The 25296-nt window shown below is 42.5% G+C and carries 19 protein-coding genes and 1 pseudogene; 16 read left to right on the top strand and 4 right to left on the bottom strand.

Annotation, left to right across the window (positions count from 1 at the left end):
- From ACFQZR_RS14095 to ACFQZR_RS14070, 6 genes are all read left to right on the top strand, one after another.
- A partial coding sequence (locus ACFQZR_RS14095; protein WP_379346831.1) for a pentapeptide repeat-containing protein occupies positions 1-236 on the top strand: 236 nt, incomplete at its 5' end.
- Positions 237-574: 338 nt separating this feature from the next.
- Positions 575-985, top strand: a complete 411-nt coding sequence (locus tag ACFQZR_RS14090; RefSeq protein ID WP_379346829.1) for a VOC family protein — start codon at positions 575-577, stop codon at positions 983-985.
- A 257-nt stretch (positions 986-1242) separates the two neighbouring features.
- Positions 1243-1641 (top strand): VOC family protein, encoded by a 399-nt coding sequence (locus ACFQZR_RS14085; protein ID WP_379346827.1) that lies wholly within the window; start codon positions 1243-1245, stop codon positions 1639-1641.
- A 14-nt stretch (positions 1642-1655) separates the two neighbouring features.
- A complete protein-coding gene (locus tag ACFQZR_RS14080; protein WP_379346825.1) occupies positions 1656-2009 on the top strand; it encodes a VOC family protein in 354 nt (117 codons plus the stop codon).
- A 269-nt stretch (positions 2010-2278) separates the two neighbouring features.
- A complete protein-coding gene (locus ACFQZR_RS14075; protein ID WP_379346823.1) occupies positions 2279-3274 on the top strand; it encodes a phosphotransferase in 996 nt (331 codons plus the stop codon).
- A 468-nt stretch (positions 3275-3742) separates the two neighbouring features.
- On the top strand, positions 3743-4294 hold the full coding sequence (locus tag ACFQZR_RS14070) for a hypothetical protein (RefSeq protein ID WP_379346821.1): 552 nt from the start codon (positions 3743-3745) through the stop codon (positions 4292-4294).
- 555 nt (positions 4295-4849) lie between these two features.
- Here the strand turns inward: ACFQZR_RS14070 and ACFQZR_RS14065 are convergent.
- From ACFQZR_RS14065 to ACFQZR_RS14055, 3 genes are all read right to left on the bottom strand, one after another.
- Positions 4850-5680, bottom strand: a complete 831-nt coding sequence (locus tag ACFQZR_RS14065) for a carbohydrate ABC transporter permease (RefSeq protein ID WP_379346819.1) — start codon at positions 5678-5680, stop codon at positions 4850-4852.
- 2 nt (positions 5681-5682) lie between these two features.
- Complete coding sequence (locus ACFQZR_RS14060; RefSeq protein WP_379346817.1) at positions 5683-6570, bottom strand: carbohydrate ABC transporter permease; 888 nt, start codon at positions 6568-6570, stop codon at positions 5683-5685.
- 67 nt (positions 6571-6637) lie between these two features.
- Positions 6638-7927 carry an ABC transporter substrate-binding protein gene (locus ACFQZR_RS14055; RefSeq protein WP_379346815.1) on the bottom strand — a complete coding sequence of 430 codons (1290 nt, stop codon included), beginning with the start codon at positions 7925-7927 and terminating at the stop codon, positions 6638-6640.
- Between the two features lie 228 nt (positions 7928-8155).
- Between ACFQZR_RS14055 and ACFQZR_RS14050 the strand changes: the two genes are divergently transcribed.
- The 10 genes and pseudogenes from ACFQZR_RS14050 to ACFQZR_RS14005 all read left to right on the top strand — a co-directional run bounded on the left by ACFQZR_RS14050 (position 8156) and on the right by ACFQZR_RS14005 (position 24136).
- Positions 8156-9727: a response regulator transcription factor gene (locus ACFQZR_RS14050; RefSeq protein WP_379346813.1), complete on the top strand. Its 1572-nt coding sequence runs from the start codon at positions 8156-8158 to the stop codon at positions 9725-9727.
- The gene (locus ACFQZR_RS14045; protein ID WP_379346811.1) at positions 9724-11424 is read left to right on the top strand and encodes a cache domain-containing sensor histidine kinase; all 1701 of its coding nucleotides are present in this window, start codon (positions 9724-9726) and stop codon (positions 11422-11424) included. The genes ACFQZR_RS14050 and ACFQZR_RS14045 overlap by 4 nt, the downstream gene beginning before the upstream one ends.
- A gap of 342 nt (positions 11425-11766) precedes the next feature.
- A complete protein-coding gene (locus ACFQZR_RS14040; RefSeq protein ID WP_379346809.1) occupies positions 11767-17115 on the top strand; it encodes a glycoside hydrolase domain-containing protein in 5349 nt (1782 codons plus the stop codon).
- Between the two features lie 87 nt (positions 17116-17202).
- Complete coding sequence (locus ACFQZR_RS14035) at positions 17203-18558, top strand: ABC transporter substrate-binding protein (protein ID WP_379346807.1); 1356 nt, start codon at positions 17203-17205, stop codon at positions 18556-18558.
- Positions 18559-18706: 148 nt separating this feature from the next.
- Positions 18707-20125: an alpha-L-fucosidase gene (locus ACFQZR_RS14030; protein WP_379346805.1), complete on the top strand. Its 1419-nt coding sequence runs from the start codon at positions 18707-18709 to the stop codon at positions 20123-20125.
- Positions 20126-20344: 219 nt separating this feature from the next.
- Positions 20345-20659 (top strand): annotated as a pseudogene (locus ACFQZR_RS14025) (sensor histidine kinase); the annotation flags it as partial.
- A gap of 285 nt (positions 20660-20944) precedes the next feature.
- Entirely contained in the window at positions 20945-21268 is a 324-nt protein-coding gene (locus tag ACFQZR_RS14020; protein WP_379346803.1) for an ArsR/SmtB family transcription factor, read from the top strand.
- Between the two features lie 96 nt (positions 21269-21364).
- Positions 21365-22366 (top strand): NADP-dependent oxidoreductase, encoded by a 1002-nt coding sequence (locus ACFQZR_RS14015; RefSeq protein WP_379346801.1) that lies wholly within the window; start codon positions 21365-21367, stop codon positions 22364-22366.
- 224 nt (positions 22367-22590) lie between these two features.
- Positions 22591-23037, top strand: a complete 447-nt coding sequence (locus ACFQZR_RS14010) for a GNAT family N-acetyltransferase (protein ID WP_379346799.1) — start codon at positions 22591-22593, stop codon at positions 23035-23037.
- Positions 23038-23239: 202 nt separating this feature from the next.
- Complete coding sequence (locus ACFQZR_RS14005; protein ID WP_379346797.1) at positions 23240-24136, top strand: metallophosphoesterase family protein; 897 nt, start codon at positions 23240-23242, stop codon at positions 24134-24136.
- Between the two features lie 503 nt (positions 24137-24639).
- Here the strand turns inward: ACFQZR_RS14005 and ACFQZR_RS14000 are convergent.
- A complete protein-coding gene (locus ACFQZR_RS14000; RefSeq protein WP_379346795.1) occupies positions 24640-25254 on the bottom strand; it encodes a C-terminal helicase domain-containing protein in 615 nt (204 codons plus the stop codon).
- Between the last annotated feature and the right edge of the window lie 42 nt (positions 25255-25296).

Below are 25296 nucleotides of genomic sequence, written 5' to 3'. Positions count from 1 at the left end.
TTATTGACCACATCCATTTATTTGGAACGGAATTTCATAATGTGGTTCTCCCTATGGAAGGGGACGGAAATTACAATCCCGAGGGGCATTATAAACCAGTAAGTTTTCATAACTGTAACCTTTCCAATGGGCAATTAAGAAATTGTGATTTATCAAATGTTGAGATAACTGATTGCGACATTACTGGATTGAAAATAAACGGTATCTTGATTTCTGATTTAATCAAGAATAAATAAAGGTAAAGGGTACGATAAATCAATAAAAGAGAAATTCTATCCAAAGAAACCACTCCATTGTCAGGAGTGGTCTTGTCTTTATATATTGATGTATATTTTGTGGTCATCTGTACTTTGTGTTTAGATACATTACGGTGAATCGTATCATAGGTAGAAGTACGGATCATTGAGCTAACGGGACACGATAGTTCAATAAAACTTAATGTTGCGAAGGCTACCACAGTCTGCTAATTTTATTAAGCCAATGGGCAGTTTACTAAAAAGGAAAAACTTTACACAAGAACAAATGTTCCTTATACTGAGAGGGAAACATACCAAAAATAAAGGTGGTTGTTCCCTTGAGTAATGAGATTGCTTATCTTAAGAATTTCCTACAAGTAAGATTAGTTTCGGATTTCGATAAAGCAAGAACGTATTATCAAGATGTACTTGGATTCCAAGTTGACGGATGGGGACATGCCGAACGCGGTAATAATCTTGGCTTTATCCTTCAACAAGCTATTAAGCTGGAAGACGTTCGCCCTAATCCAAAGCCAGATAAACCAACCGAGGACGAGCAAACTATTGGATGGGATTCTTATTTTTATAGCAATTTTGACGGGGTTGGACAATTGTATAATGAATTTAGGTCAAAGGGAGCGATAATTGCATACGAACCAAGAATAGCACCCATGGGAAATAGTCAGTGGAAACATTTTGCTGTCAAGGACTTGGATGGATATGTCATTGTCTTTGGTGGAAGTGATTAAGTCAACGGTTAAAGTATATCGATGATATAGAAAGATAATTGAGCTAACGGGACACGATAGGGCGGCAACATCGCGATAGAGCCTTTCTTATTGGCTGCGCATGGACGCTGGGAAGTCAAGAACGCGTACTTGCAAGATCTCGACGGCTATACCATCGTATTGGACACGATGCGTGTTTTGAAGTGAACATCATGCATTAACGAGGAGGCTGCCGGAGTGATCCTGCAGGCAGTTCAACTATAACGGGAGGAACTCTAATGAGTAACGTTGTGAAAGATATTGTCTTAGGCATTCCGGTTACTAAATCAGGGAATATTGAAGATTACGAAAAAGCAATTGATTGGTATGTGAAAGTTCTAGGATTCGATCTCATTTGGAAGATGGGCATTGCCAGCCTAAAACTAGTAAACGGACAAGAAATCTTACTTTTCGGGGAAGAAGAGGACGACGAGAACAGTATATGGTACACAGGAAACGTTAAGCTGAATCCACATTATTCTATACAATTTACAACGGATAACATCGAGCAGCTGCAATCCGATTTGATTCGCAGCGGTGTAACTGTGGGAGATATTCATGACATTGGTGGTCCTGACAGAGTCATGATGTTCTTTGACCCATATGGAAATCGTTTCTGGGCATGTCAGGAGAAATAATCAAATACTAGATAATGGTGCCAGTTCAAAATCTTGAACAGTCCATTTCATGGTATGTAGAAAACTTAGGATTTGTAGTGAGATGGAGGCGCGGGGATAATAAAATGGTTATTCTTGAACTTCCATCTGGACCACACTTCTTCTTATGGGAAACGGAACATGATACATATGCTCATTTTCAACTTAGGGATGGTATACAACCTGTTATTGGAATCGAAGCAGCAGACATACGCAGTCTTTTGGATGACTTGCAGAAGAATGGGGTTCGGATTGGCGAGGTCAGAGAGGAAAGAGGGGAAGGCATGGATTTTGAGTTTTTTGACCCTAGCGGTAATATGCTCGTTGTGCACGAACCTTTTAAAGGATAGTGTCTTGAGTTGCTTATTGAAGTAAAGGGAAACGATAGTTGAACCATGATATATAGGCAGCTGGTCAAACGATCAGCTGCTGTTTTCATTTAAGTAACGGGCAGTTTAGTTCAGAAGCAAGTGAATGTAACATCCTATATGCAGTAATATAAAAATCTCCTAAAACGAGGAACGTGAGAGTAGAGGGGGATATGGTCATTTTCTTTCAGTTTTAGGTGGTTTGAGCTAAAAATGTGAGGATAATTTACTATGCTAAGGAGTGGCATTCTATGAACTATACGAAGTGTTTTAAGGAAGTTATACTGAACTATTCTTTTATCGACCCTATTGTGGAATTTATTCGCCATAATGAAAACATTACTTACAAGGTAACAGAAAAGGGATCTGAAGACACTTACTTGTTACGAATGCATAAACCAATTACAAAAAACATGCAGGGTGTACAAAACACGCGTGAGGCGATTCAATCGGAGCTAGAATATTTGTTAGCTTGGTCATCTCATTCCGAATTACCTGTTCAAATCCCTATTCCGAATATAAATGGTGAACTAGTAACAAACGTTGTCATTAAGAGCGAAGAAGTATATTGTTCCGTCTTGAGATGGATTGCAGGGGAAACCATGTCTAAGATAGATTTCACCAATGAGGAAATGGTTAGTACCTTGGGGAAGCGTATTGCACATTTACATCAGTTTTCGAGGAGTTTCGAACATGGTTTAAGTTTTATAAGACCCCATTATGAGATAGAGTGGCTTAATAACATATTGACCAAATTTCGATCAGGCGAAAATATTGGTATTATCACCACCGAGGAATTTAAAATTCTTGAAAATACATTTTCGCTGGTAACTGATCGTATGAAAGGGTTGAGCAAAAGTTCTGAAACATGGGGATTCATCCATGCCGACATTCACCATAGCAACTTAATTAGCACATCATCGGGAATCTCATTCATTGACTTTGGATTATCGGGATTTGGATATTACGCAATGGATGTGGCTTCTGCTGCCCTATTTATTAAAAGTGATTTACGGGATGATCTGCTTTCCAGCTACACAAATATAATTACAAGGAAGATAGACATTGCACAATTAGAAGATTTCATGTTTTTGGTAATATGCGAACTCTACGCATTTCGAGTAAGTAATGAAGGAATGCATGTATGGATACGTGAACATATACCAAGTCTTATTGAACTAAGTAAATCCTTGCTTAATGGCAAAATGGTTTTTTATAAAATCAATCAAAGAGGCTTAGCAAACTAGAGAAGCCCGTAATTAAAGAAAACAAAGTACGCAGCTCATCGGAACCCTCCTTACCTTAAAACACTAACAAGGTTCTTAAGCTTCATAGGGTGTTGCGCTAACGGGACACTATAGCTAAATAAAATAACTAAAACGCGGCTATCGACATGGATTGGCAGTCGCGTTGCGCACAGGTAATTTCGCCTTCAGGATGATATGCTGAACCGTATCATTTTTAAAGTTAGATCATTGCGCTAATGGGACACGTTAGTCCAGTAGTGGCAGCGAGTTTGCTAATGATTGTTGAAGTAACTGGCAGATTAGTGGAACAAAGAGGAGGAAGACTGATTACGGAGAACATAATAATTTAAGAATCACGCGACCACGTCCAAACTTAGTAAAAACTATAATTTATATACATTTAAAAAAGGGAGTAATTGTAGGGGAGGGTAGCTAATTATGAGGAGATTCCGCTTATTTTTACTTATTATGGTTATTTTGTTTTTATCGGCTTGTCAATCATCAGAACAAATAAAGCCGATAAAAGAAGAAACAATTGATTTCGACAAAAACACTGCAATTGAAATGGTTGAGAAGAAAGAAAAAATGATCATTGATTTAGCGTTGAGAGAAAAGGTGTCAAAACTGGAGTATAAGGAATTAGAGAAATCTTTTACCGAAGAGTTTGGAGACCATGCTAAGGATATTCTATCTATATTATTTATCAATAATATGGATGCCGATCCCGAGTCAGATATGTATGTACAACCGAACACATTATACCCAACTGTCTTTCATAAAGGAATAACAATAACAAATGCGGTCATTTATAAGAGTTACTTTGAGAATGAGTTTTTTAATCAAACTAGATTAAGCATTAAGGAAGAATATGTTGGTGATGATGAGAAGTTAAAGGATTGGAAAAGAGAATACATGTTTACTCCAAACAAAAATGGAGAGTGGGAATTAAATGGATTTTCTGGAGAGATGAATTTCTTAGGAGAAGATTATAATATGAATTATTTAGAGTTAAAGAGGTAAATAGTTAATCGTTGAAGACCATCTCATGTCGATATGGCAAAAGAATCTCATGGAGCACAAGCTGCAAATTACCGAGAGATCGTGCGCTCGAACCAACAATTATAATAGTGAGATTCAAATAAAAGTTAGCTTGGTGACGCCACCGTCAAGAAATTAAGCCCCTTCCATATTTTTTTGCAAATTGATACACCGAATCGGCAAATGTTTTTTTCTGTAATATGAGATAACAAGGGCCTCTCTGTCTTGAATCGGCACACTCCAATCCCTAGGAATTTCCCGAATCACTTCTTCAATAAGGTCTTTCGGTAAAGCAAGGATCTGTTCAATATATGAAGAGAGTATCGATGGATCTTCAAGCATGCCCACAGTCCAAATGTGAACGATAGAATCCTGGGCGCTGAAACTATGTTTCTCCGGATCAAAAGAAATGAAAAAGACGAATACATGAAACCTTGCTCCATCCGGATCAGGGTTTTCATGTATTCGTCTTAAGTACAGAACCTAGGAGTAGCAGTATTCAGCTTCAAAGGGTTTCTCTTGGAAAGCATTAAGCTCCTATCCCTTTAGAGAACCGGACGTGATGCCGTTAATGATATATTTTTGCATGAAAATGTAGAACAGAATGAGCGGTGCGACCGCCAGGAGCATCATCGGGAAGAAATTCGTCCAGTCGGTCGAGAATTGCCCAATATTGCGGAACACTTCTAAGAGCAATACACCCTTTGATCGGGATTGCAAGAACAACAATGGCGTCATGAAATCATTCCACACACCAAGCGTATTCAAAATCGCTACAGTGGCAATCACCGGAGTAAGCAGCGGGAATACAATCTGCCAGAATGTCCTCCAAACCCCACATCCGTCTACTCTTGCCGCTTCTTCCAGCTCAAATGGAACGGTAGAGCTAATAAAGCTTTTAATTAAGAAGATAGAGAACGGAAGGCTGTAACAAATTTCTATAAGAATAATGCCAGTGAGGGTATTCATAAGTCCAAGCTGGGCGACCTGCTTATAAAGAGCTAATATTCCCATTTGGTACGGTACCATCATCCCAACCATGAATAGAAGGAACACGATCCGATTGAAGTGATTCGTGCGTCGTACCAAGCTGTAAGCAGCCATCGTAGAAAACATCACAATACCCGCAACAGAGGAAATCGTAATGATCAGGTTGTTGCCGAGCACATGCAAGTAGTTCATTGCCTTAAAGGCGCGAATGTAATTGTCGAACGTGATGTTAACTGGAAGGCCCATCGGATCAGAGACCGCATCAGCTGGCGTCTTAAATGTCGTGATGATCAAATAGTAAATAGGGATCATAAAAATCGCCGCTAAGACGAGCATCATAATTTCCGTGACAGCAGTTTTTTTGGAATATCGATTCATGATTATCGCCGCTCCCACATCTTGATTAGTGACATGTGAATAAAGGTGATGATGCCAACGAGGATAACGAAGACGATACCGAATGCGGCTCCGTAGCTATAGAAACCTTCACTGAGCCCTTTCTTGAGCATGAGTGATACGATCGTTTCCGTAGAATACCCTGGTCCACCGCCAGTCAAGGCATAAACAATATCAAATACCTTCATGCCGTTTATCATCCCCATTACCGTATTGAACGTGATCGCCGGAAGCAGGAGAGGAAGTGTGATATAGCGGAACATTTGCAGCCCACTCGCTCTGTCAATCTTCGCCGCTTCGTAATAATCTGTTGAGATGCTCTGCAAGTTGGCCAAATAAATAACCATGGTGTAACCAACCCACTGCCATACGGAGGCGATGATGACCGAATAGAGTGCAAGATGAGGATCTCCGAGAAAATTGATGCGTTCAAATCCAAGAGCGACGACAAGTTGATTAATCAAGCCAAAGTCGGAGGGTGAGTACATAAAATTCCAGAGATAACCGATAACCAATACGCTGAACACCGCAGGAAGGAAGAACGCAGCCCGAAGCAGATTTTTTGTTTTTAATTTTTTATTGAGCAGTACCGCTAATGGAATAGCTAGTATATTCTGCCCAAGCATCGCGAGTACCGCATAGATCAATGTGTTACGAATACCTGTCAAATAGATTGATTCTTTAAATAGAGCTATATAATTGTCTAGACCAACAAATTTGACAACGACCGGATGTACATCCGACCAGTTTGTAAAGCTGTATAAAGCGGTCTTTAACGTCGGAATGATGAAAAAGGTACAATAAATAAGTAAGGCAGGAATCAGAAGCAGAACATAATTGATCTCTCGTTTGAACATGTTTGGTTTGTTCATGGACAACAACCTTTAGCTTATAGGATGTACAGGGGGCAAACGCTTTGCCCCTTGTAATTTATACGGCCTATTTAGATTTCTCTAGCAGTTCAGCTGCTTTCTTGTCTACCGCTTCTAGCACTTGATGAGGTGTTTTAATACCGGCTATGAGTTCTTGTATACCTTTTCCTAGATCTGTGAAGGCAGCACCAGCAACGCCCCAATTATTAACAGGGTACATGACATTGCCCGCCTTGAACGCTTCTTGAGCACCGTTGTACTCTGCTGGCATTTCAAAAGTAACCCCTTTCAAGAAAGATGAACCGCCTTTATTATCGGCCCAGTAAGCATTCTGACCTTCTAGTGTCGACAACAGGTCAAGCACCTTGTAGGCTGCGTCTTTGACTTCGGATTTCGCATTCAAACCAAATGATACCCCTGGACCGCCGACCATCCAACCCAGACCGCCTTTTGTCCCCAGGTTCGGGAACATATCAATCTTCATGTTAGGTGCTTTTTGCTTAAAGGTATCCATGTACCAAGGTCCTGCTTGGAACATCGCTGCCTTGCCGCTTGTAAATTCGTCAATGGCTTGTTCTTCTTCAAGCCCAAGCATATCTTTGGTGAAGACACCGTGTTTCAAGTATTCCGTCCATGTCGTCAAAGCAGGCTCCAGCGCATCGACCATTTTCGCAGTTCCTTTGCCAAAATCTTCATTCCATTTTTTTCCTTCCGTTGTACCGATATAATCATTTAATGCCAAACCGAGGAAGGACTGGCCCGCTACGTTAGGATTCTTTAGACCGATCGCTTGGGGTTTGATGCCATTCTTCTTCAACACGTCCGCGACTTGGAAGTACTCATCGAGCGTTTTTGGTATCGTTAGGTTATATTTGGCGAATAGATCAACGTTATAGTAAACGCCGTTAAACCAACTCGCTTGCGGCAACCCATACAGTTTATTATCGAATGTTACGGTGGACGTGCCGGTTTCATAATACTTGCTAGCGTAGCGTTCTGTTAAATCTTCGAAGTAACCTGCCTTGACGGTATTCGCGTCTATAATTCCACCGATAATGTCAGGACCTTCTCCTGCTGCAAGTTGTGTTTTGATGACATCTGGGTAAGTCTTGTTATCGATGAATTGATACTCCACATCTACATCGGGAAGTTTATCTTTGAATAATTGCAGAAGCGTCTTTACACTGTCTTCTTTGTTCCAATACGATAATCTGACTTTCACTTTGGTTACCGTTGCATCTTTCGGTGTTACATTTCCCACTGTGCTGCTGTTGTCTGTAGTGTTCTTACTGCAGCCTGTAAATAGGATCGACAAGGTGAGCATAGCGGACGCGGATACTAACCATGTTCTCTTCATACAAAGACCTCCCAAATTTTAGATCGTTCGTTTCATAGTACAGTGTAGTATAAATGTCATTTTCATCGAAATAACAGATTTTTTCGAAACCTAACAGAATTCATCTGGAAATAGGAACCAGATTATGTGATTTAATATTACATGGTATAAAATGGAATGCCAAGTATGCTATGCTTTGGACAGTAGTGAGTAAATAGCCATCGTATGAACGGATAGGAGGAAAAAAATATGTATCATATTCTAGTAGTCGATGATCAACAAGCAGAAATCGATGCCATTGAATGGCTTATTCATAAGCATGCTCTACCATTTTCTGTTGCTCAGGCCAATAATGGGGAAGAAGCGTTGGAATATATAAGGGGCCATCATGTAGATCTGTTATTCACGGATATTCGCATGCCATTCATGGATGGTCTAGAGTTAATTAAGCAGGCAAAAGTAGTCGTTCCGGATCTTAAGGTGCTTATTTACAGTGCTTATGGGGAATTTGAATATGCACAAAAAGCGATTCAGCTTGGAACGGTTAATTATATGTTAAAGCCGATCGATGTGAAGGAATTCCTCAAAGTATTCCATTCCATCATCGCTATACTAGAGGACGAACGACTTCAGAGGGAGAACGATGAGCGGCTGATCAAAGGCTTTCATAAAGGAGTGGCGTATGAGAAAGAAAAGCTCCTGTTTGATCTTCTTCAAGGCCGTGAGAGAGACGTCCATTACGAGGAGCGGGCAGCTTTTGCGGGTCTAAGTCATCTGGCAAATAAGCGGATGTATATGATGATGATTGGATTAGTAGATCATTTTTTTGATCTGCATCATACAGAAGTGTTCGAATTCCTTCAATCGACTTGTAAACATGAGATGCTTTTATTAAATATGAATGAATATCAGAGCATCATGCTAGTTGCAATTGATCCAGCTTCAATAGTCAGCGATAACCAGCAAGAGCTTATGGCATATGGGGACGGGGTTAGAGAATGGCTGGAGATTCGCTTCGATCGGCGAAGTTTCATTATCGTTGGTAGTCCGATCAATACGCTAGAGGGACTTCATGACGAGTTTACTCAAATGGAAGAGTTAATGAATTTTCGGTTTTTTATGGATAACAGTGTCGTTTGTTCCAAAGAGGATGCAAGCATCTATGACCATGTAGATGACGAATCGATAGAGCTTATGCTGAAGGATATTTATACTTCCATTGCACGAAAAGAATATCGTACACTTGAGCATCGAATAGAATTTCTCATTACGAGTATGCGAAATAGTAAGCGCTTCAGTTCTATGTATGCCAAACTCTTATTTACAGAGATAATGAAAAGAATCGTAGATTCTCAAGATAAAAAAAACGTCCTTTTACTTAAGGATGGTTTGGAGCGAATCGCACTTTGCAATTCGATTTCTGAGCTTAGGCAAGTCATTTTATCCGTATTTCAGGAACATTTGCTGCGAATCGAAACGGCGACAGATGATCAATGTCGCAAGGTGATAGAAGATGTACAGACGCTCATCCAGATGGAATACGGGAGTGATCTTGGGGTCGAATATTTAGCCAAGCGCGTATTTTTATCGCCAAGTTATTTAAGCTTTCTGTTCAAAAAAAGTACAGGCCAAAGCCTAGTCAAATATATTACAGCCGTTCGAATGGAGCGAGCGAAGGAACTGCTGCGTGATTCAACGATTAAAGTTGTTGATATTGCCAGTACCGTTGGATTCGCGAACACTTCCTATTTTAATTTAATGTTTAAGCAATATAACGGCTTGACTCCTGTTCAATATCGGGAGGGTGGTGGAAGGAAGTGACTCTGCTTCAATTTATCCGTAATCTCCGCCTGCGCCAGAAATTATTGCTTTCTTATGTGATTGTCATCTTCCTGCCAACCATTGTACTGGGCTTGTATGCCTACCAGAGTTCCAAATCTTCATTGGAAAGCCAGTTTATGCAAAGCGCGGATAACGAGGCGAAGAAGGTCACACTCGAGATCAGTTACCGACTTCAGAGGCAGGAAATGTCAATGAAATCGATTGCTTTCCATCCAGCGGTCATTGAGTTGATGAGTAACCCGAATCAGGATTTGTACATCCAATTTAAGACGCTGAATGATAAAATTGAGCCTATTTTTTTTAACTTGATGTATATGGTTGGAGATATGAATGAGATTATGTTGTATTCCGAGAGTCGGCAATCTGAATTAGGCAACTTCATTACTCCTTCTTCAGCCGTTAAGGATAAGGATTGGTATCAAGAGACAAAGGGCAGTGATACAACCAAGTGGTGGTTCGAAGAAGGTGAATTGTTCGCCACACGAGTGATACACAATATCGAGTTTCGGACCGTGAGCGGTGAACTTTATGTCCGATTTGATTACAATAAAATCTTCGGTGATTTCATTGGCAAGGTGAATGAAGGGAATGGCATCATCATAACCGATAGACAGAATCGGCCCGTTCTAACCGAGCATGTTGGGCAGATGGATGATGTTCAACTTCAATCACTTTCAAGCAAGGGTACGTCAAAAGCCACCATTAGTGGCGAATCCTATCTCATTGTAAACAAAGATATTCCTCAAACCGATTGGATACTTCATTATTTGATCCCCGATAATCAACACAAAACAGGCATTGGCAATATTTTAAGCGCAACGGGCATCATTGTACTCATCTGCATGGTTTTCCTCAGTATCATTATCTTCTTGTTCTCAGAAACGATGTTAAAAGGAATCGAGAAATTAAACACCAAAATGAAGATGGTGGAAGATGGTGATCTAACGGTTGTGGTATCAACGAATTCCAAAGATGAAATCGGGCAGCTTACCGAACGATTCGGTTCGATGCTTAAACAAATTAATCAGCTCATTTCGGAGGTATATCAGACAAAAATCACGCAAAAGGCGGCCGAACTCAAAGCACTGCAAGCTCAGATCAATCCCCATTTTCTATACAATTCTTTATCTTTGATTAATTCAAAAGCGCTGCGTATCGATGCAGAGGAAATTAGTGACTTGGTGAATCAACTTTCCAGATATTACAGAACGACATTGAATAAAGGGAAGCAGGTTATTTCGATTCAGGATGAATGGACAAACGTCCAAGCGTACATACATATTCAATTAGCGATGCACAGTACAAGCTTTGACGTAGAATTCGATGCAGACGACAAGGTGTTTCAATTTGACATGATACATTTGATCTTGCAGCCGATTGTTGAAAATGCGATCATGCATGGCATCGACCAGAAGCGTGGTGAGCGAGGTAAACTCATCCTGCGGGCAAGTCTTGACGGTGAGGATATTGTTTTTGTCGTGGAGGATAATGGCGTCGGCATGGAACCGTCTAAGATTGCGCGTATGCTTGAATATGAAAGTGCTGGTTATGGCATTAAAAATGTGCAAGAAAGATTGCAACTCTTATTTGGATCCGAATACGGAATCAGTATTCATAGTCAATCTGGGATCGGCACTTCCGTTATCGTACGTATCCCGCAGTATCGTCATATATGAGAAGAAGAGTCATAATTCATTAAGGGCCAATGTGATTAAAAGCACGGCCCTTTTTGTTTCCAATCGAAATCTGTTAGATTTCAAAAAATACTGTTATTTTGCATGGTTTCAAATGATACTACAATGTAATCATGAACAGACAGCTTCGCCAACCACCTTTGAGAGCGCTTTCTTAGGTTGTGTTCTGACATCAAAAAAGAATGAGAGGATTGTTGATCTATGTTCAAACGAACAATGTGTAAAATGATCTGTTTTATGATTCTAGTAAGCGTCTTTATTCAGAACTACGCTCCTCGAGTCTATGCTGACAGTAGAGAGCTGGACGTGTGGGTGGTAAATGCAATGAAAGCTGTGTATAGGACCAGCACGATCCCCGCAAATCCAGGAAACAGCATTGATCTTGTCTCAGCCAAAAACGAATATGAAAGTGAGCAAATTGCTATAAGAAGCAACAGTGACAGTGATTTTGAGATTACGGGAGTTGAATTTTCTGATCTTGCATATTCTGGCAATACGATCTCAAACAACAACTTAAGCTATCATTTTGAGGAATACGTGCTTGATGATACCGTGCAGCCCAATCAATATCGCCCGGACTTGGTAGGCACGCAAATCTACCCCTTATCCGAAATCCCCGACCCGCTGTCCAACGAGCCATCCATACATGTGGCAGCAAAATCAACACAACCCATCTTCATAACGAATTATGTTCCTGCCGATGCTGCTCCTGGCCTCTATCATGGCATGGTTACAGTGAAAACGACTTTGGGCAATTATCAAGTGCCTATAAACGTTGAAGTAGCTAACGTTGAAATCCCTCAAACCTCTAAGGCTAATTTCGTTAATTATCAGTGGGCGATGACGAATGGCTTTATGATTGGAGGTTCTCCACCTGAGATTGCTGATGATCCTTTAACGCAGTCTAGTTATGATGTTGGTCAGAACTATTACGGCGTGGAGACATATAGCGACAAATGGTTTGAGCTTATGGATAATTTCGCCAAAACCATGAGCGACTATCGCCAGAACATGATTTGGGTTCGTACAGATCTATTATTAAATGCAAAGGGCACCAAGATGGTGTCTTTTAAGGATGGGATACCGAATGATATCGACTGGTCTTTGTTCGATCGCTATGTTGAAACCTTTATAAAAAGAGGGATTACACATTTTGCGAACATTCACTTGATCCATGCATTAGAACAAATGCCACAAAGTGAAAGACCAAACAATGTTGATCCCTCAGATCCGTGGAAAACGTCCATACCCGAACCCGACTCACTACCTGTAACAGACGCTTATCTTTCTAACTACTTGACGGCATTGCACGATCATTTAGAAGAAAAAGGTTGGCTTAACGATAATGGCTTCACTTGGTATCAGCATACTAAGGACGAACCCAACGGTGCTAGCATTACAAACTATATGACGTATATCGCAAGACAATTAAAAGAAATCGTTCCGGATTTCAAAACATTGGATGCTGATGCGGCCGGAACTCTAATGAACGAAGCCATCAAACCCTATGTGGATGTTTGGGTTCCGTTAACGCCGGTTTTTCAGGACAAGAAGAATTTATATAAAGCGGAGCAAGCGGCCGGCAAAGACTTGTGGGTGTATACTTGCGATGCCAATCCGGCTCCGTGGTTGAATAGGTTCTGGACGCAGCCCATATTGACTGGCAGGCTGTTATTCTGGAATCTTAGTCAAGACGGAGTTCAAGGGCACTTACATTGGGGATGGAACGTATGGTACGTCCCTCATTATGGTGATTCCACGATCGTCTATCCGGATAAGGATCATATGACGGTTAAGAGCTCGCTGCGCTACGAGGCCCAAAGAGACGGACTTGAGGATTACGAACTGATGTACCAACTCAAGCAAACCAATCCCGACCTTGCCGACCTTGCCAAACGTATAGCTGACAGTGCTGTTAACCCGTCTGATCCAAGAAAATATACCCTTGACCCTGAATATATCAGAATGCTTCATAATTATCTGGTTAAAGCGGCTGCCGGCGAATCTATGGATGCAATTCCAATTCCCGTGCCGATTAGTCCTTACGATGGGCAGGATGTACCTATGTCATATATGACAGATAACGCGAGCAGTGAGATTACCTACAACGGTGAATGGTTTGCCAAAAGCCGGAAATACGCTTATATGGGCGGTGTTCAAGCCACATTGAACGCGGAAGACAATTTGACCTATACCTTTACAGGGTCCGGAATCGATCTTATTGCGGAGAAAAATGAAGACTCCGGTAAAGTTGCCGTATACGTCGACGATTCCGATCCGGTAATTATAGATCTCTATGAGAAGGTTCAACTCGATTCGATATCGGTATACAGCAATCATAATCTGTCAGCAGGCAAACACACGATCAAGGTTGTGAACCTGGAGAACAAAAACCTGTACGTTGACGGCTTTCGAGTAAGCATGTATGAAGGACAGAAGATCTATGACGGAACGCTGCAAAGTTTGGAGCTGACGAACGCGCCTTCGTTTCATTTTAATAAAAGTAATATTAATTACCAAGTTATCATTCCGAAAGATGTTAACGTGATCTCCATTACGCCAACGCTTTCGGATACCAATGGAACCCTGGACGTGAACGGGAAGAGTATTGGCAGCGGTACGAGGCTCGCATTTAATATCCCTACAGGTAAAAGTAAGATTCATATTCGGTCTACCGCAAGTGATGGGGAAACCACGAGTCTGTATACGTTGAACTTTCTGAAAGGCAATGTGAATGAGCCAGGCACCAATATTGCCAGAAGCTATTCAGATATTACAGCATCAGCTGCCAGGGAAGACAATAGCTATGGTGCTTCGAATATGGTTGACGGCAGTTACGGTTCCATGTTTGCCAGTATGAGAGGCTATAATGACACCCATCCATTCCCGCATGAGATTAATCTTACTTGGGATCAACAGCAGACCTTTAATACAATTGTCATGGCCACGCCATCGGGGTTATTGCAGGGAATAACAGATATTGATGTTCAGGCTACTTCAGATGGGGCGAATTGGATAACAATTGCGAAGCGGGTACCGATTGGGTGGAACAGCAGCACAGATGACAACATCATGGAATACACGTATGCCAATATTCCTACAGTTCAAGACGCGCTGAAGCTGAGGATACTGATCAATGACGCTAACTACACGTATTGGGGCATGTACGCTTTATATGAGCTTGAGCTGTATAACCTTCCAGACAACGGAGAGATTAGCCCGATTGCAGACGGAACCTTGAAAAATCTATCAATCCCTGATGTTCCTGCTTTTAAGTTTAACAACAGCACGACGACCTACCCCGTAATGGTTCCTAATGATGTAAACACGATCGCTATAACGCCAATGCTTTCGGACGAAGCGGGTACCCTACAGTTCAACGGAAAGAATGTCCCCAATAACACAGCACAGACGATTGACATTCCAATCGGTAAAAGTGAGGTTCATATCAAATCCACCGCAAGCGACGGGACGACGACAACGCTCTATACGTTGAACATTCTGAAAGGCAATGTGAATGAGCCAGGCACCAATATGGCCAGAAGCTATTCAGATATTACAGCATCAGCAGCACGCGAAGGCGAAGATTATAGTCCCCAAAAAATGGTTGACGGTAGCTATGGTACCATGTTCGCGAGTTTACGAGGCTACAACAACAGTCATCCGTTTCCGCATGAGATTAATCTGACTTGGGAACAACAGCAAACCTTTAACACCATCGTCATGGCCACAACATCTGGATTAATCCAGGGTATTTCCAATATTGATGTTCAGGCTTCTACAGACGGCGTAAACTTTGAGACCATTGCGAAGGGGGTACCGCTCCAATGGAACAGCAACATCGATGACAACGTTATGGAGTACACCTTTGCCAATATTCCTACAGTAAAGGACGCAATGAAGCTGAGAATACAGATCAATGATGCGAACTATACGACTTGGGGTATGTACGCTGTGTATGAGCTTGAGCTCTATAACCTTCCGGAAAACGGAGAGATTGGTGCGATTCATACACATACGATCACAGCGGGCGCGGGGGAAAACGGAACGATTAGTCCGAACGGCGCTGTTGTTGTCAATGAGGGTGCTGATCAAACCTTTACATTCACTCCGAACAATGGATACGAAATCGACAAGGTGAGGTTAGACGGTACCGACGTGACAGTGACCGGAAGCGTGTATACGGTTGCCAAAATAGCTTCCGACCATATGATCCATGTAACGTTTAAACGAATGGACACGGGTGGCGATAATAGTAAAACGATCACAGCGAGCGCAGGGGAAAACGGAACGATCAGCCCGAACGGCGCCGTTGTCGTCAATGAGGGTACTGATCAAACCTTTACATTCACTCCGAACAATGGATACGAAATCGACAAGGTGAAGTTAGACGGTACCGATGTAACAGTGACCGGAAGTGTGTATAAGGTTGCCAACATAACTGCCGACCATATGATCCATGTTACGTTCAAGCGAAAGGACACTGGTGGTGAGAACAGTAACCCTCCGACGAGTGGTGAGAACAGTAGTATCCCTTCTACCGGTGGTACAGCCAATGGAAATACCGATACGCGTACGCTTATCGTAAAAAAGGAAGACCTAACCGCTCCAGCATCCAATGGTGTTGTGACGATCATAGCCAAAGACAAAGAGAAAATTGTACTTCCTGCTAATGCAGCCGAACTGCTCGGACATCATCAATTCGTCATTCAAACGGGTCTATTCACGTTGGAAGTACCCACTGAATTGTTTAAATCATTAGTAGATAAATTTTCCGCAATAGATCAACAAAACAGTACGATCGAGTTGATCATGACTCCCTTATCCGAATCCGATGCTAACAACCTTCTAGCAATAGGGCAATCTTCCACACATGCACAAATTAAACTTTCTGGCAACGTAATCCATTTTAGCTTATCGATTGTCGGAAAAGATGGTAAAGCAACAAGCTTGAGCAGCTTTGACAAACCGATGACGATTCGATTTAAAGCGGATCCTTCCTTAAATCCGAAACAGACTGGCATCTACGATTTGGCAGACAATGGTGAGCTGGGATATGTAGGAGGCACATTTATTAATGGAGAATGGGTCGCTAAGATTCAACATTTCGGAAAATATGCGTTGCTCGAATTCAAGAAATCATTTACCGATGTTAAACCTACGCACTGGGCGGCCGATGCGATCGATCAGTTAGCGGCGAAGCAAATTATTGGCGGTACAAACGCGACAATGTTCGAGCCAGAGCGTTCCATAACAAGGGCCGAATTTACGGCCATGCTTGTCAAAGCGTTGAACCTGACATCCGTGGGCGAATCGAAATTTACGGATGTGTCGAAGGGTGCCTGGTACGAGGAAGCGGTTTCCATAGCGGTCAAAGCAGGCATTATTCAAGGAACAAGCACAACGACTTTCAATCCCGATGCGAGAATTACACGTGAAGAAATGGTCACCATGATGATGCGGGCGTATGTGATCTTGAAAGACGTCAAGTTGAATGAAAATACTGCTTCTTCCTTTACGGACGAATCCGCTGTGGCAGCCTGGGCACTTGATTCAGTAAGAGCGGCGGCGGCACTTCATTTGATTAATGGACGCGGTGCAAACAATTTCATTCCGAGCGGTATCACTTCCCGTGCAGAAGCAGCAGCTTTGCTCAATAGAGTTTTACAGTAATCGTGTTAACTCCCAATTTTAACATGACGAAGCTTGATTTTGATTTTCATGCATTCATAAAAGGGTAATCGAAGGGAGTTATGTCGAATGGCAAATAAAAAAGGGTTTATTGTCGTGATTGTTATGCTTTTGAACTTATTCCTTTTTGCAGCATGCGCATCGCAAGAAACAGGGAAGACGGATAGTGGCGGCAATATGCAGAAGGCGGAAGACGAGCAAGACCTGGAAAAGAATCCGGAGGCACCCGCCGTAAACATGGATGAAAACCTTACTTTGAAAATTATGCTTCCATGGGGCGATGACATGCTGAAGGAAAGAGTTACCGATACGCTGTACAAAAAATACCCGAATATCAAGCTGGAGCTGGTGCAGCAGCTGGTTAACTCGACGTCCTTGCAGGAATTGAACGCCAAAGGCATCGTTCCCGATATCATGCTGGCGCACGATGGGCTTGAGGTGCTTCAAGAAATGGATATGGCCTATCCGCTGGATGACATGATCAAAAGTTTCCGGTATGACTTGACAAGGTTCAGAGCGGGGACCGTCGAAGCGGTCAGAGCCAGGGATCCGGAAGGAAAGAATCAATTGCTAGGGCTTCCGGCGGAAGATATGGTATTTGGATTATTTTACAACAAAGAGATTTTCGATAAATTCGGCGTCAAATATCCGACTGACGGCATGACCTGGGATGAAGTCATCGATCTTGCGAAAAAGCTGACGAACGAGGTGGAGGGAGTGAAGTATCGCGGAATCAATTTTCTCAATATGCAACAAGCCCTCGCCCAGCTGTCAGCTACCGGAACCGATCCCGCGACTGGCGAAACCCAATTCGCCAAAAACCCCACTTTTGCCAAGTTTTTCGATTTGTTGAAGCGAATGCAGAGCATTCCGGGCAATTACGAGAAGGATGTCGAAGATTATTTCCAAAACCGCAATGTCGCGATGCAGGTTGATCATATTTTTAGAACGCCTTCTTTTGCGACCATCGAAGGATTAAAATTTGATATGGTCAGCTTTCCGAGCTGGCCGGATGAACCGGGAGTCGGACCGTCGAACTTCGCGTACCCTTGGGTTATTAATAAGCATAGCGAGCATAAGGAGCAAGCTTTTAAAGTGATCGAAAGTATCTTGTCGGATGAAAATCAGCTCGCACTCACTCGGATCGGGGTTCCTTCCCCACTAGCGGATACGAAAATTCATGAACAATTCGGCGCAGCGAAAGGACTGCAGGAGCTGAACTTGAATTTTAAGGGCGTTTATTCGATGAAAGACGCGGAGCCTGTTTATTCTCCGTACGGGCCTGAATCCCTATTCTTCGGAGAAGATTATGTTCGGGACCAAATGCGAAAGTTTTTGGATTCGAGCGGCGACATTCAAACGTATTTAAGAAAAATGGACGATGAGTACGCGGCTATCGTTACGGAGAAAAAGGAGAAACAATAAAGCCGCTGGCAAACCGTCATCACCATGCTGAAGAAAGTCAAGCCCGGGCTGCTCATCGTACTCGGCGGCCCGGAAGTGTCGTACAATGCCGAACAATCGTAATAATTTCACATCGATGTGACGCGGAGAAACTGAAGGAGGCAATTCGATGAATGATATGGAAATCAAGGAATCTCAGCAAGCCGAAGCGCAGGAAGTGAAAGAAGGCGTCCACGGATACAGCAGCGAGACGAATTGGGTGAAGCCAGAAAATCCAATTACGCTGGAAAGATTGGAATGGTTCAAGGATCAGAAATTGGCTCTGATGATGCATTGGGGACCTTATTCGCAGATCGGGGTCGAGTCCTCCTGGATTCTCAGTGACGAAGACGGTGATTGGGCGCGTAAAGATGTCGACTGGATGAGCGACTACGAAGAGATGAAGCGCGAATATTTCGGCCTGAACCGCACGTTCAATCCTTTCCGCTTCCAGCCGGAGCTATGGGCGGAAATCGCCGCCGAAGGCGGGTTCAAATATTTGATTTTTACGACAAAGCATCACGACGGATATTGCATGTGGGACACGCATACGACGAATTACCGAATTACTGGCTCCGAAACGCCGTTTCATGCACACCGCTATGCCGACATTTGCAAGCATGTGTTTGATGCTTTCCGCAGCAAGGGGCTTGCGATTGCCGCTTATTTCTCGAAGGCAGATTGGCTAACACCATATTACTGGGCGCCAGGAATGGAGCGGGGGCGCGATACGTGGAGAGGGCCTTCGTACTCCCCCGAGGAATATCCGTGGTTGTGGGAGCAATTCGTCGATTTCACCCATGAGCAGATCATGGAACTGATGACCCGATACGGTCGGATCGATATTTTGTGGTTGGATGCGGGATGGGTAAATAATCGTGACCAGGTTAAGCAAGACATTCGGCTCAGCGAGGTCGTCGAGCGCGCCCGTCAAACGCAGCCGTGGCTGCTGTCCGCGGATCGTACAGTCGGAGGGCCTTACGAAAATTATGTGACGCCGGAGCAAACGATTCCGCAGCGTCCGCTGAACGTGCCGTGGGAAAGCTGCATTACGATGGGCACACAGTGGGCCTTTAAATACGAAGACCAGTATAAATCGGGGAGGGAGCTCGTTCACATGCTGATGGAAGTCGTATCAAAAGGCGGCAATTTGGCGCTGAACGTAGGTCCTCAGCCCGACGGAAGATTGCCGGCCGGGGCGGTCAAGAGTATCAAGGAATTGGGCGCATGGATGAAGGTTTACGGTGAGGCAGTATACGGCACACGCGTGTGCGGGCCATATTTTGTCGGCTCCTGCGCGTTCACTTCTAAAGGTAATACCGTGTACTGTACATACTTGTATGAAAGCGCAGATGTTGCCGTCTCCAAGGTGGTTCATATTCCTTATTTGGAGCCCGTTTCTGGTATCGATCTTGTTGGAAGCGACGCCTTGCTGCAGGTTGAGCATACGCCAGAAGGAATATCGATCACGCTTCCAGATTGCGAATTGAACGGGCTGGCTCCCATCGCCCATGTTTTCCGTATGCAGAAGGGCGAGGATGCATATTGACTCCAACGGTATTGGCGCGGAGCTATCCGACGTTGATGACGGTTGGTTCGGAAATCGAAATAATGGAAAACTAGAGCTAGTAGAAGCGATTCTTCATGATGAGGGATCGCTTTTATTATGCTGCAAACAACTAAGTCGTAATCTCCATTCTTACGAAAAAGTAAGATAGTAGATTAAAATGGTTAGACTAGAGTCATTCATTTGCATAAACATCTCGTCGATAAAATGTGGATGCAAGAAGCGGTGCTGAACCTGCTGAAGAATGCGATTGAGCATTCCAAACCCGGCGGCAAAATCATCATACCGATTTATACGGAACTGGTGATTCAAGATTTTGGAGAAGGGATTGAAGCCCAGGAACTGCTGCATATCTTTGATCGATTCTACAAAGCAAGCGGTTCTAAAAAACATGATTCGGCAGGAATTGGCTTGGCGCTTACCAAAGCCATTATCGAAGCACATCAAGCCATGATTAAAGTTGAGAGTGAGAAAAATGCCTATACAAAATTTACGGTTACCTTCATAAAATTTTAAAGGGAGGAAGCCGCTCTATGTTCTTATCAGCTTAAAAAGGTCGCATAGTTGCGGCTTTTTTGTTTTAAGTAAATGAGGAAGTTCAATCCTGAAATCATCGTAATGTGTTGTGATATTGATATGTCAATTGGGTGTCGATTAGCTAAGGTTAATTGAGCTAACGGGTCACGAGAGTATAAACCAGCTTGTAAGTATGAAATCCTCAACCTTGTACTTGATTTTATTAAGTGGATGATTATAATTATGTTTAAATGATTAAACAAATGAACGGAAAGGGTAAATCTTATGAGCCAGAGAAACGAGCATGTCCTGCAACAATTTAAAGCGTGCATCCCTCTATTGGAAGTGCTGACCGATGAGAACCGTCAAGCTATTATTATGCTGTTGGCACAGAACAAGCCGGGACTTAATGTTAACTCAATATCAGGCCATATCAGTTTATCTAGACCGGCTGTATCCCATCATTTGAAGGTGTTGAAACAGGCTGGTTTTATTAAATCCGAAAAAAAAGGCGTAGAAAATTATTATGTATTGACTGTCCGCAAACCGCTTGAACAACTCAAATCATTAATTACTTCCGTAGAAGCCGAGTGCGATGGTTCTCAGTGACGATCAAAAGACAAAAGGGGAGTAATGTAGTACAAATTTATTTTGCATAATTGGTTTATTTGTTTAAACGAATAATCATAGTTGAGGTGATTTTAAATGAAGGCCGTAATCATTGAGAAATACGGGAAAAATGTTCCATTCGTTATGACAGAACAACCAATGCCTAGTATTGGAGAACACGATGTGCTGGTGGAAATTCATGCAGCCAGCTTAAATCCGATTGACTTTAAAATTAAGGAAGGAAAAATGAAATTTCTGTTGAATTACAGGTTTCCTCTCATCTTGGGGAATGATTTCTCTGGCGTTGTCGTCAAGGTTGGTACACGGGTGAATACATTTAAACCCGGAGATGAAGTTTATGGGAGACCCCGCAAAAACCGGATCGGTACATTGGCCGAATTTATTGCTGTTCATGAGGAAGATATTTGGCTGAAACCGCAGAATCTAACTTTTGAAGAAGCTGCATCGATACCGCTGGTTGGACTTACGACTTACCAAGCTTTTGTTGATATTCTAAATCTTCAAAAAGGACAAAAATTCTTGATTCACGCAGGTTCGGGAGGTGTAGGCACCTTCGCCATACAACTTGCCAAGCTGATGGGCGCTTTTGTTGCTACAACAGCAAGCGATAAAGGCCATGAATTAGTCAAATCCATGGGGGCCGACCTCATTATTAATTATAAAACAGAGAATTTTGAAGAAATGCTAACCGGGTATGACGCTGTTTTTGATACCTTAGGAGGAGAAGTCTTGGAAAAATCATTCCGCATACTGAAGCCAGGCGGACAAATTGTATCCATCTCCGGCATGCCAAACACCAGTTTTGGAAAAGAAGCAAAATTGGGTTGGATGAAAACGGCGATTTTGTCCATCGCGAGCCGTAAGATCAAAGCGCTAGAGAAGAAGAGTCAAACGAGGTATCACTTCCTTTTTATGAAACCGAGCGGAGCGCAATTGAAGGTTATAAAGGAATTTATTGAAGAAGGTCGCATTAAGCCCGTTATTGATAAAGTGTATCCTTTGAAAGATGCTGGGCAAGCATTTCATTACCTGGAAAGCGGAAGTGCCAAAGGAAAGGTAGTCATTCGAATAAAGTAATTTAAGGAAAAGTCCAACTGATCCGTAATAACCCAAATAACCTTACTCCGCTTTTGGTGTAAGGTTATTTTGGTTGAATTCACCTAAAGATATCTTCTAATTTAATGAAATTGTAGCTGCTCTTTGAAGCTTACTCATCAATCCTTACGATATTCGGTGACTTGCACTGTGAAATATGCTACACTCCGTACAACAATATATACATTTGATGGGGCGGTGAGTAGATGTACTATCGTAAAGCAAATATGAATGATATTAATCAATTGATTCATTTAAGAAAGAAACAACTAGTAGATGAAGGAATCGAGCCAAATCAAGATATTGACAGTGAACTTAAGAATTTTTTTCACAACAAAATGAGTGATGGTTCGTTAATTGAGTGGATCGTTGAAGACAATGAAGAAACTATTGCTACGGGTGCAATTATCTTCTATGATTTCCCGCCTTCATTCACAAATATGAGTGGTAAAAGAGGCTATATAACGAATATGTATACGAAAGAAAATTACCGCGGACAAGGGATCGCTACGACTTTATTAACTAAATTAGTTGATGAAGCTAGAAACGTAGGTATATCAAAAATTTGGCTCGGGGCTTCAACATTAGGTAGACCGGTATATACAAAGTTTGGTTTTCAAGAAGCAGATTATTGGATGGAATTAAATCTCTAGGCAATTACATACACTCTAATGCCGCGAAAATCGCGGTTTTTTTGTTTCACTTACATGGATTCCAACTCGGAATTGAACCTTCAGCAGCTGGACATGAACAGTGTCGCATTGGGGCGTAATTCGAATAAAACCTATTTGAAAAGCGGATGAATAGGGAAATTAGAATGGCTTGAGATGATATTTTTAAGGAGGAGGAGATCGTATGGGACGCAAGCAATTGAAATTTAGAGAAGATGGCAAGTTTACCATTGTTCAAATTACAGATCTGCATATTAACGGGGTTTACCCGAAGAAGGATATTCAATCACTGACGCTAATAGAGCAAATATTAGCGGATCAACAGCCGGACTTGATCGTCTTTACCGGTGATATTATATCTAGCATGGATGTGGAAGATCAAGAGGGAACTTTCCGCCGGGCCATTGACGGAGCTGTGCAATCCGAAATTCCATTTGCTGTTATATATGGTAACCATGATTCGGAGAAGGGGATTACTCGTGAGCAGCTTAATCACATACTAACTGAATTCGATAACAGCCTCTCTGAGAATGGACCTGAGGACATACACGGCATAGGCAATTATGTACTTACTGTAGCTGGCTCTGCTAGTGAAGCGGATGCGGCGGTGTTGTACTTTTTGGATTCGGGCAATTGTGCACCGGAGTCCATCGGTGGATACGAGTGGATTCATCCGGATCAGGTTCAATGGTATCGCCAGGAATCCACCAAGTTAACCGAAAAGAATGGTGGCCCTCTGCCGGCACTTGCATTCTTCCATATTCCTATACCAGAATATAATCAAGTTTGGCTTCAGGGTAGAGTAGAAGGTATTAAAGGTGAGGAAGTATGCTGTCCTAAGCTGAATAGCGGTTTATTCACAGCCATGCTTGAGATGGGTGATGTTATGGGGACCTTTGCCGGACATGATCATGATAATGATTATGTTGGTGAGCTTCATGGGATTCAGTTATGCTATGGGCGCGTTACGGGTTACAGCACCTATGGTGAGCTGGTACGGGGAGTGAGAGTTATCACCCTTCTGGAAGGAAAGCGCAAGTTCGATACTTGGTTAGAGCTAGACCAACGATCAAAAAAATGATGAAGGTAAAGGGTTACTATTGATCCTGAATGTAACGGCGATATCAAGAACTTTGCAACATTCCCGATATGATCTCATCGGCAGCAGGCAAACCATACCGTAAATGGATTTCTTGATGCATACATATGGGTAGATGATGTAGATACCGTGTATGAAGACTTTAAGGCAAGAGGAGCCATATTGGAGTCCGAACCAATTTGATTACGAAAACCGGATTCCCTTGTAGGAGTAAAGGGGCCGGTTTTTTCATGCAATGAATTGCTTAGCGTACGATTATTTTCGTTTCGTGAGGCGATCCATCTTTAGGCAGTTTAGCGATATGTAGACTGCGTATGTTCTTGAATGGATCCCTGACCAAGACGAGGAAACGTTCTTGATTCTTGTCGACAATAAAATGATAATTTGTATTCATATCGATCGCAATACAAACAAAGATTGAGTAGAATCATACAACAGCTTGAGGCTGCCGCGGAATTGATTGGCAGCCTTGCTGTAGCGTTATACTATGGGTTCCGACATTCCCGATATTCGAACTCGTCGATTTTGCCCGACGTTAGGAGATAATATATGGTCGCTTCTTTATGAAATGAAGTTTGTCTCGATATGCGGTTGTTGCGCTGCAGCATATCAGAGTAGCGGGCCGGATAATCATAGTGTACAAGATGATTTGCCGCCGTAAGGTCGAGACCGGTGCTGACGGAATCCGTAATAAGTAGAACGGTGAATTCCGGGATTTTATTAAATCTGTCAATCATCTCATTGGCCTCATGGATGGAAAGATGTGCCGTAATATTAAGAACGCCCTTGATGTCCTCGTCCGTAGAAAGCTCGTCTAATAACAGGGCGGTGACGGCATTCGATTTGGAAATGACGATCGCCTTTTCCCTTCTGTCACTCACATCTCGGATGATGGATCTCAGCATGTTCATTTTTTGCGGATTCTGGTCGCACATTAGCGCCATTTGCTCTTTAATCGCCATGAGCTGTTTTTTTTCATGAATGGAGGATGCCCGGCTATTTCGCTCGGAAGCCGTAAAGTAATTATTCAAAAGCTGCAAGTATTCGGTTTCATATTCGGGCTCCAAGGATACGACGATCTGTTTTTCAGTAATGTTCATGATATCAGTCATCCTTCCTGTTCTTCTTATTGTTTGAATAAT

The sequence above is a fragment of the Paenibacillus sp. GCM10027629 genome, assembly GCF_042676425.1.
In the GTDB taxonomy this organism is placed as follows: Bacteria; Bacillota; Bacilli; order Paenibacillales; family Paenibacillaceae; genus Paenibacillus_K; species Paenibacillus_K terrigena.
This window is presented reverse-complemented; position numbering and strand designations above follow the sequence as displayed.

Bases quoted from the DNA above. Each gene is read 5' to 3' on its own strand.
- ACFQZR_RS14085 (WP_379346827.1), top strand. From the start codon at position 1,243: ATGAGTAACGTTGTGAAAGATATTGTCTTAGGCATTCCGGTTACTAAA.
- ACFQZR_RS14080 (WP_379346825.1), top strand. From the start codon at position 1,656: ATGGTGCCAGTTCAAAATCTTGAACAGTCCATTTCATGGTATGTAGAA.
- ACFQZR_RS14075 (WP_379346823.1), top strand. From the start codon at position 2,279: ATGAACTATACGAAGTGTTTTAAGGAAGTTATACTGAACTATTCTTTT.
- ACFQZR_RS14070 (WP_379346821.1), top strand. From the start codon at position 3,743: ATGGTTATTTTGTTTTTATCGGCTTGTCAATCATCAGAACAAATAAAG.
- ACFQZR_RS14065 (WP_379346819.1), bottom strand. From the start codon at position 5,680: ATGAATCGATATTCCAAAAAAACTGCTGTCACGGAAATTATGATGCTC.
- ACFQZR_RS14060 (WP_379346817.1), bottom strand. From the start codon at position 6,570: ATGAACAAACCAAACATGTTCAAACGAGAGATCAATTATGTTCTGCTT.
- ACFQZR_RS14055 (WP_379346815.1), bottom strand. From the start codon at position 7,927: ATGAAGAGAACATGGTTAGTATCCGCGTCCGCTATGCTCACCTTGTCG.
- ACFQZR_RS14050 (WP_379346813.1), top strand. From the start codon at position 8,156: ATGTATCATATTCTAGTAGTCGATGATCAACAAGCAGAAATCGATGCC.
- ACFQZR_RS14040 (WP_379346809.1), top strand. From the start codon at position 11,767: ATGAAAGCTGTGTATAGGACCAGCACGATCCCCGCAAATCCAGGAAAC.
- ACFQZR_RS14035 (WP_379346807.1), top strand. From the start codon at position 17,203: ATGGCAAATAAAAAAGGGTTTATTGTCGTGATTGTTATGCTTTTGAAC.
- ACFQZR_RS14030 (WP_379346805.1), top strand. From the start codon at position 18,707: ATGAATGATATGGAAATCAAGGAATCTCAGCAAGCCGAAGCGCAGGAA.
- ACFQZR_RS14020 (WP_379346803.1), top strand. From the start codon at position 20,945: ATGAGCCAGAGAAACGAGCATGTCCTGCAACAATTTAAAGCGTGCATC.
- ACFQZR_RS14015 (WP_379346801.1), top strand. From the start codon at position 21,365: ATGAAGGCCGTAATCATTGAGAAATACGGGAAAAATGTTCCATTCGTT.
- ACFQZR_RS14010 (WP_379346799.1), top strand. From the start codon at position 22,591: ATGTACTATCGTAAAGCAAATATGAATGATATTAATCAATTGATTCAT.
- ACFQZR_RS14005 (WP_379346797.1), top strand. From the start codon at position 23,240: ATGGGACGCAAGCAATTGAAATTTAGAGAAGATGGCAAGTTTACCATT.
- ACFQZR_RS14000 (WP_379346795.1), bottom strand. From the start codon at position 25,254: ATGAACATTACTGAAAAACAGATCGTCGTATCCTTGGAGCCCGAATAT.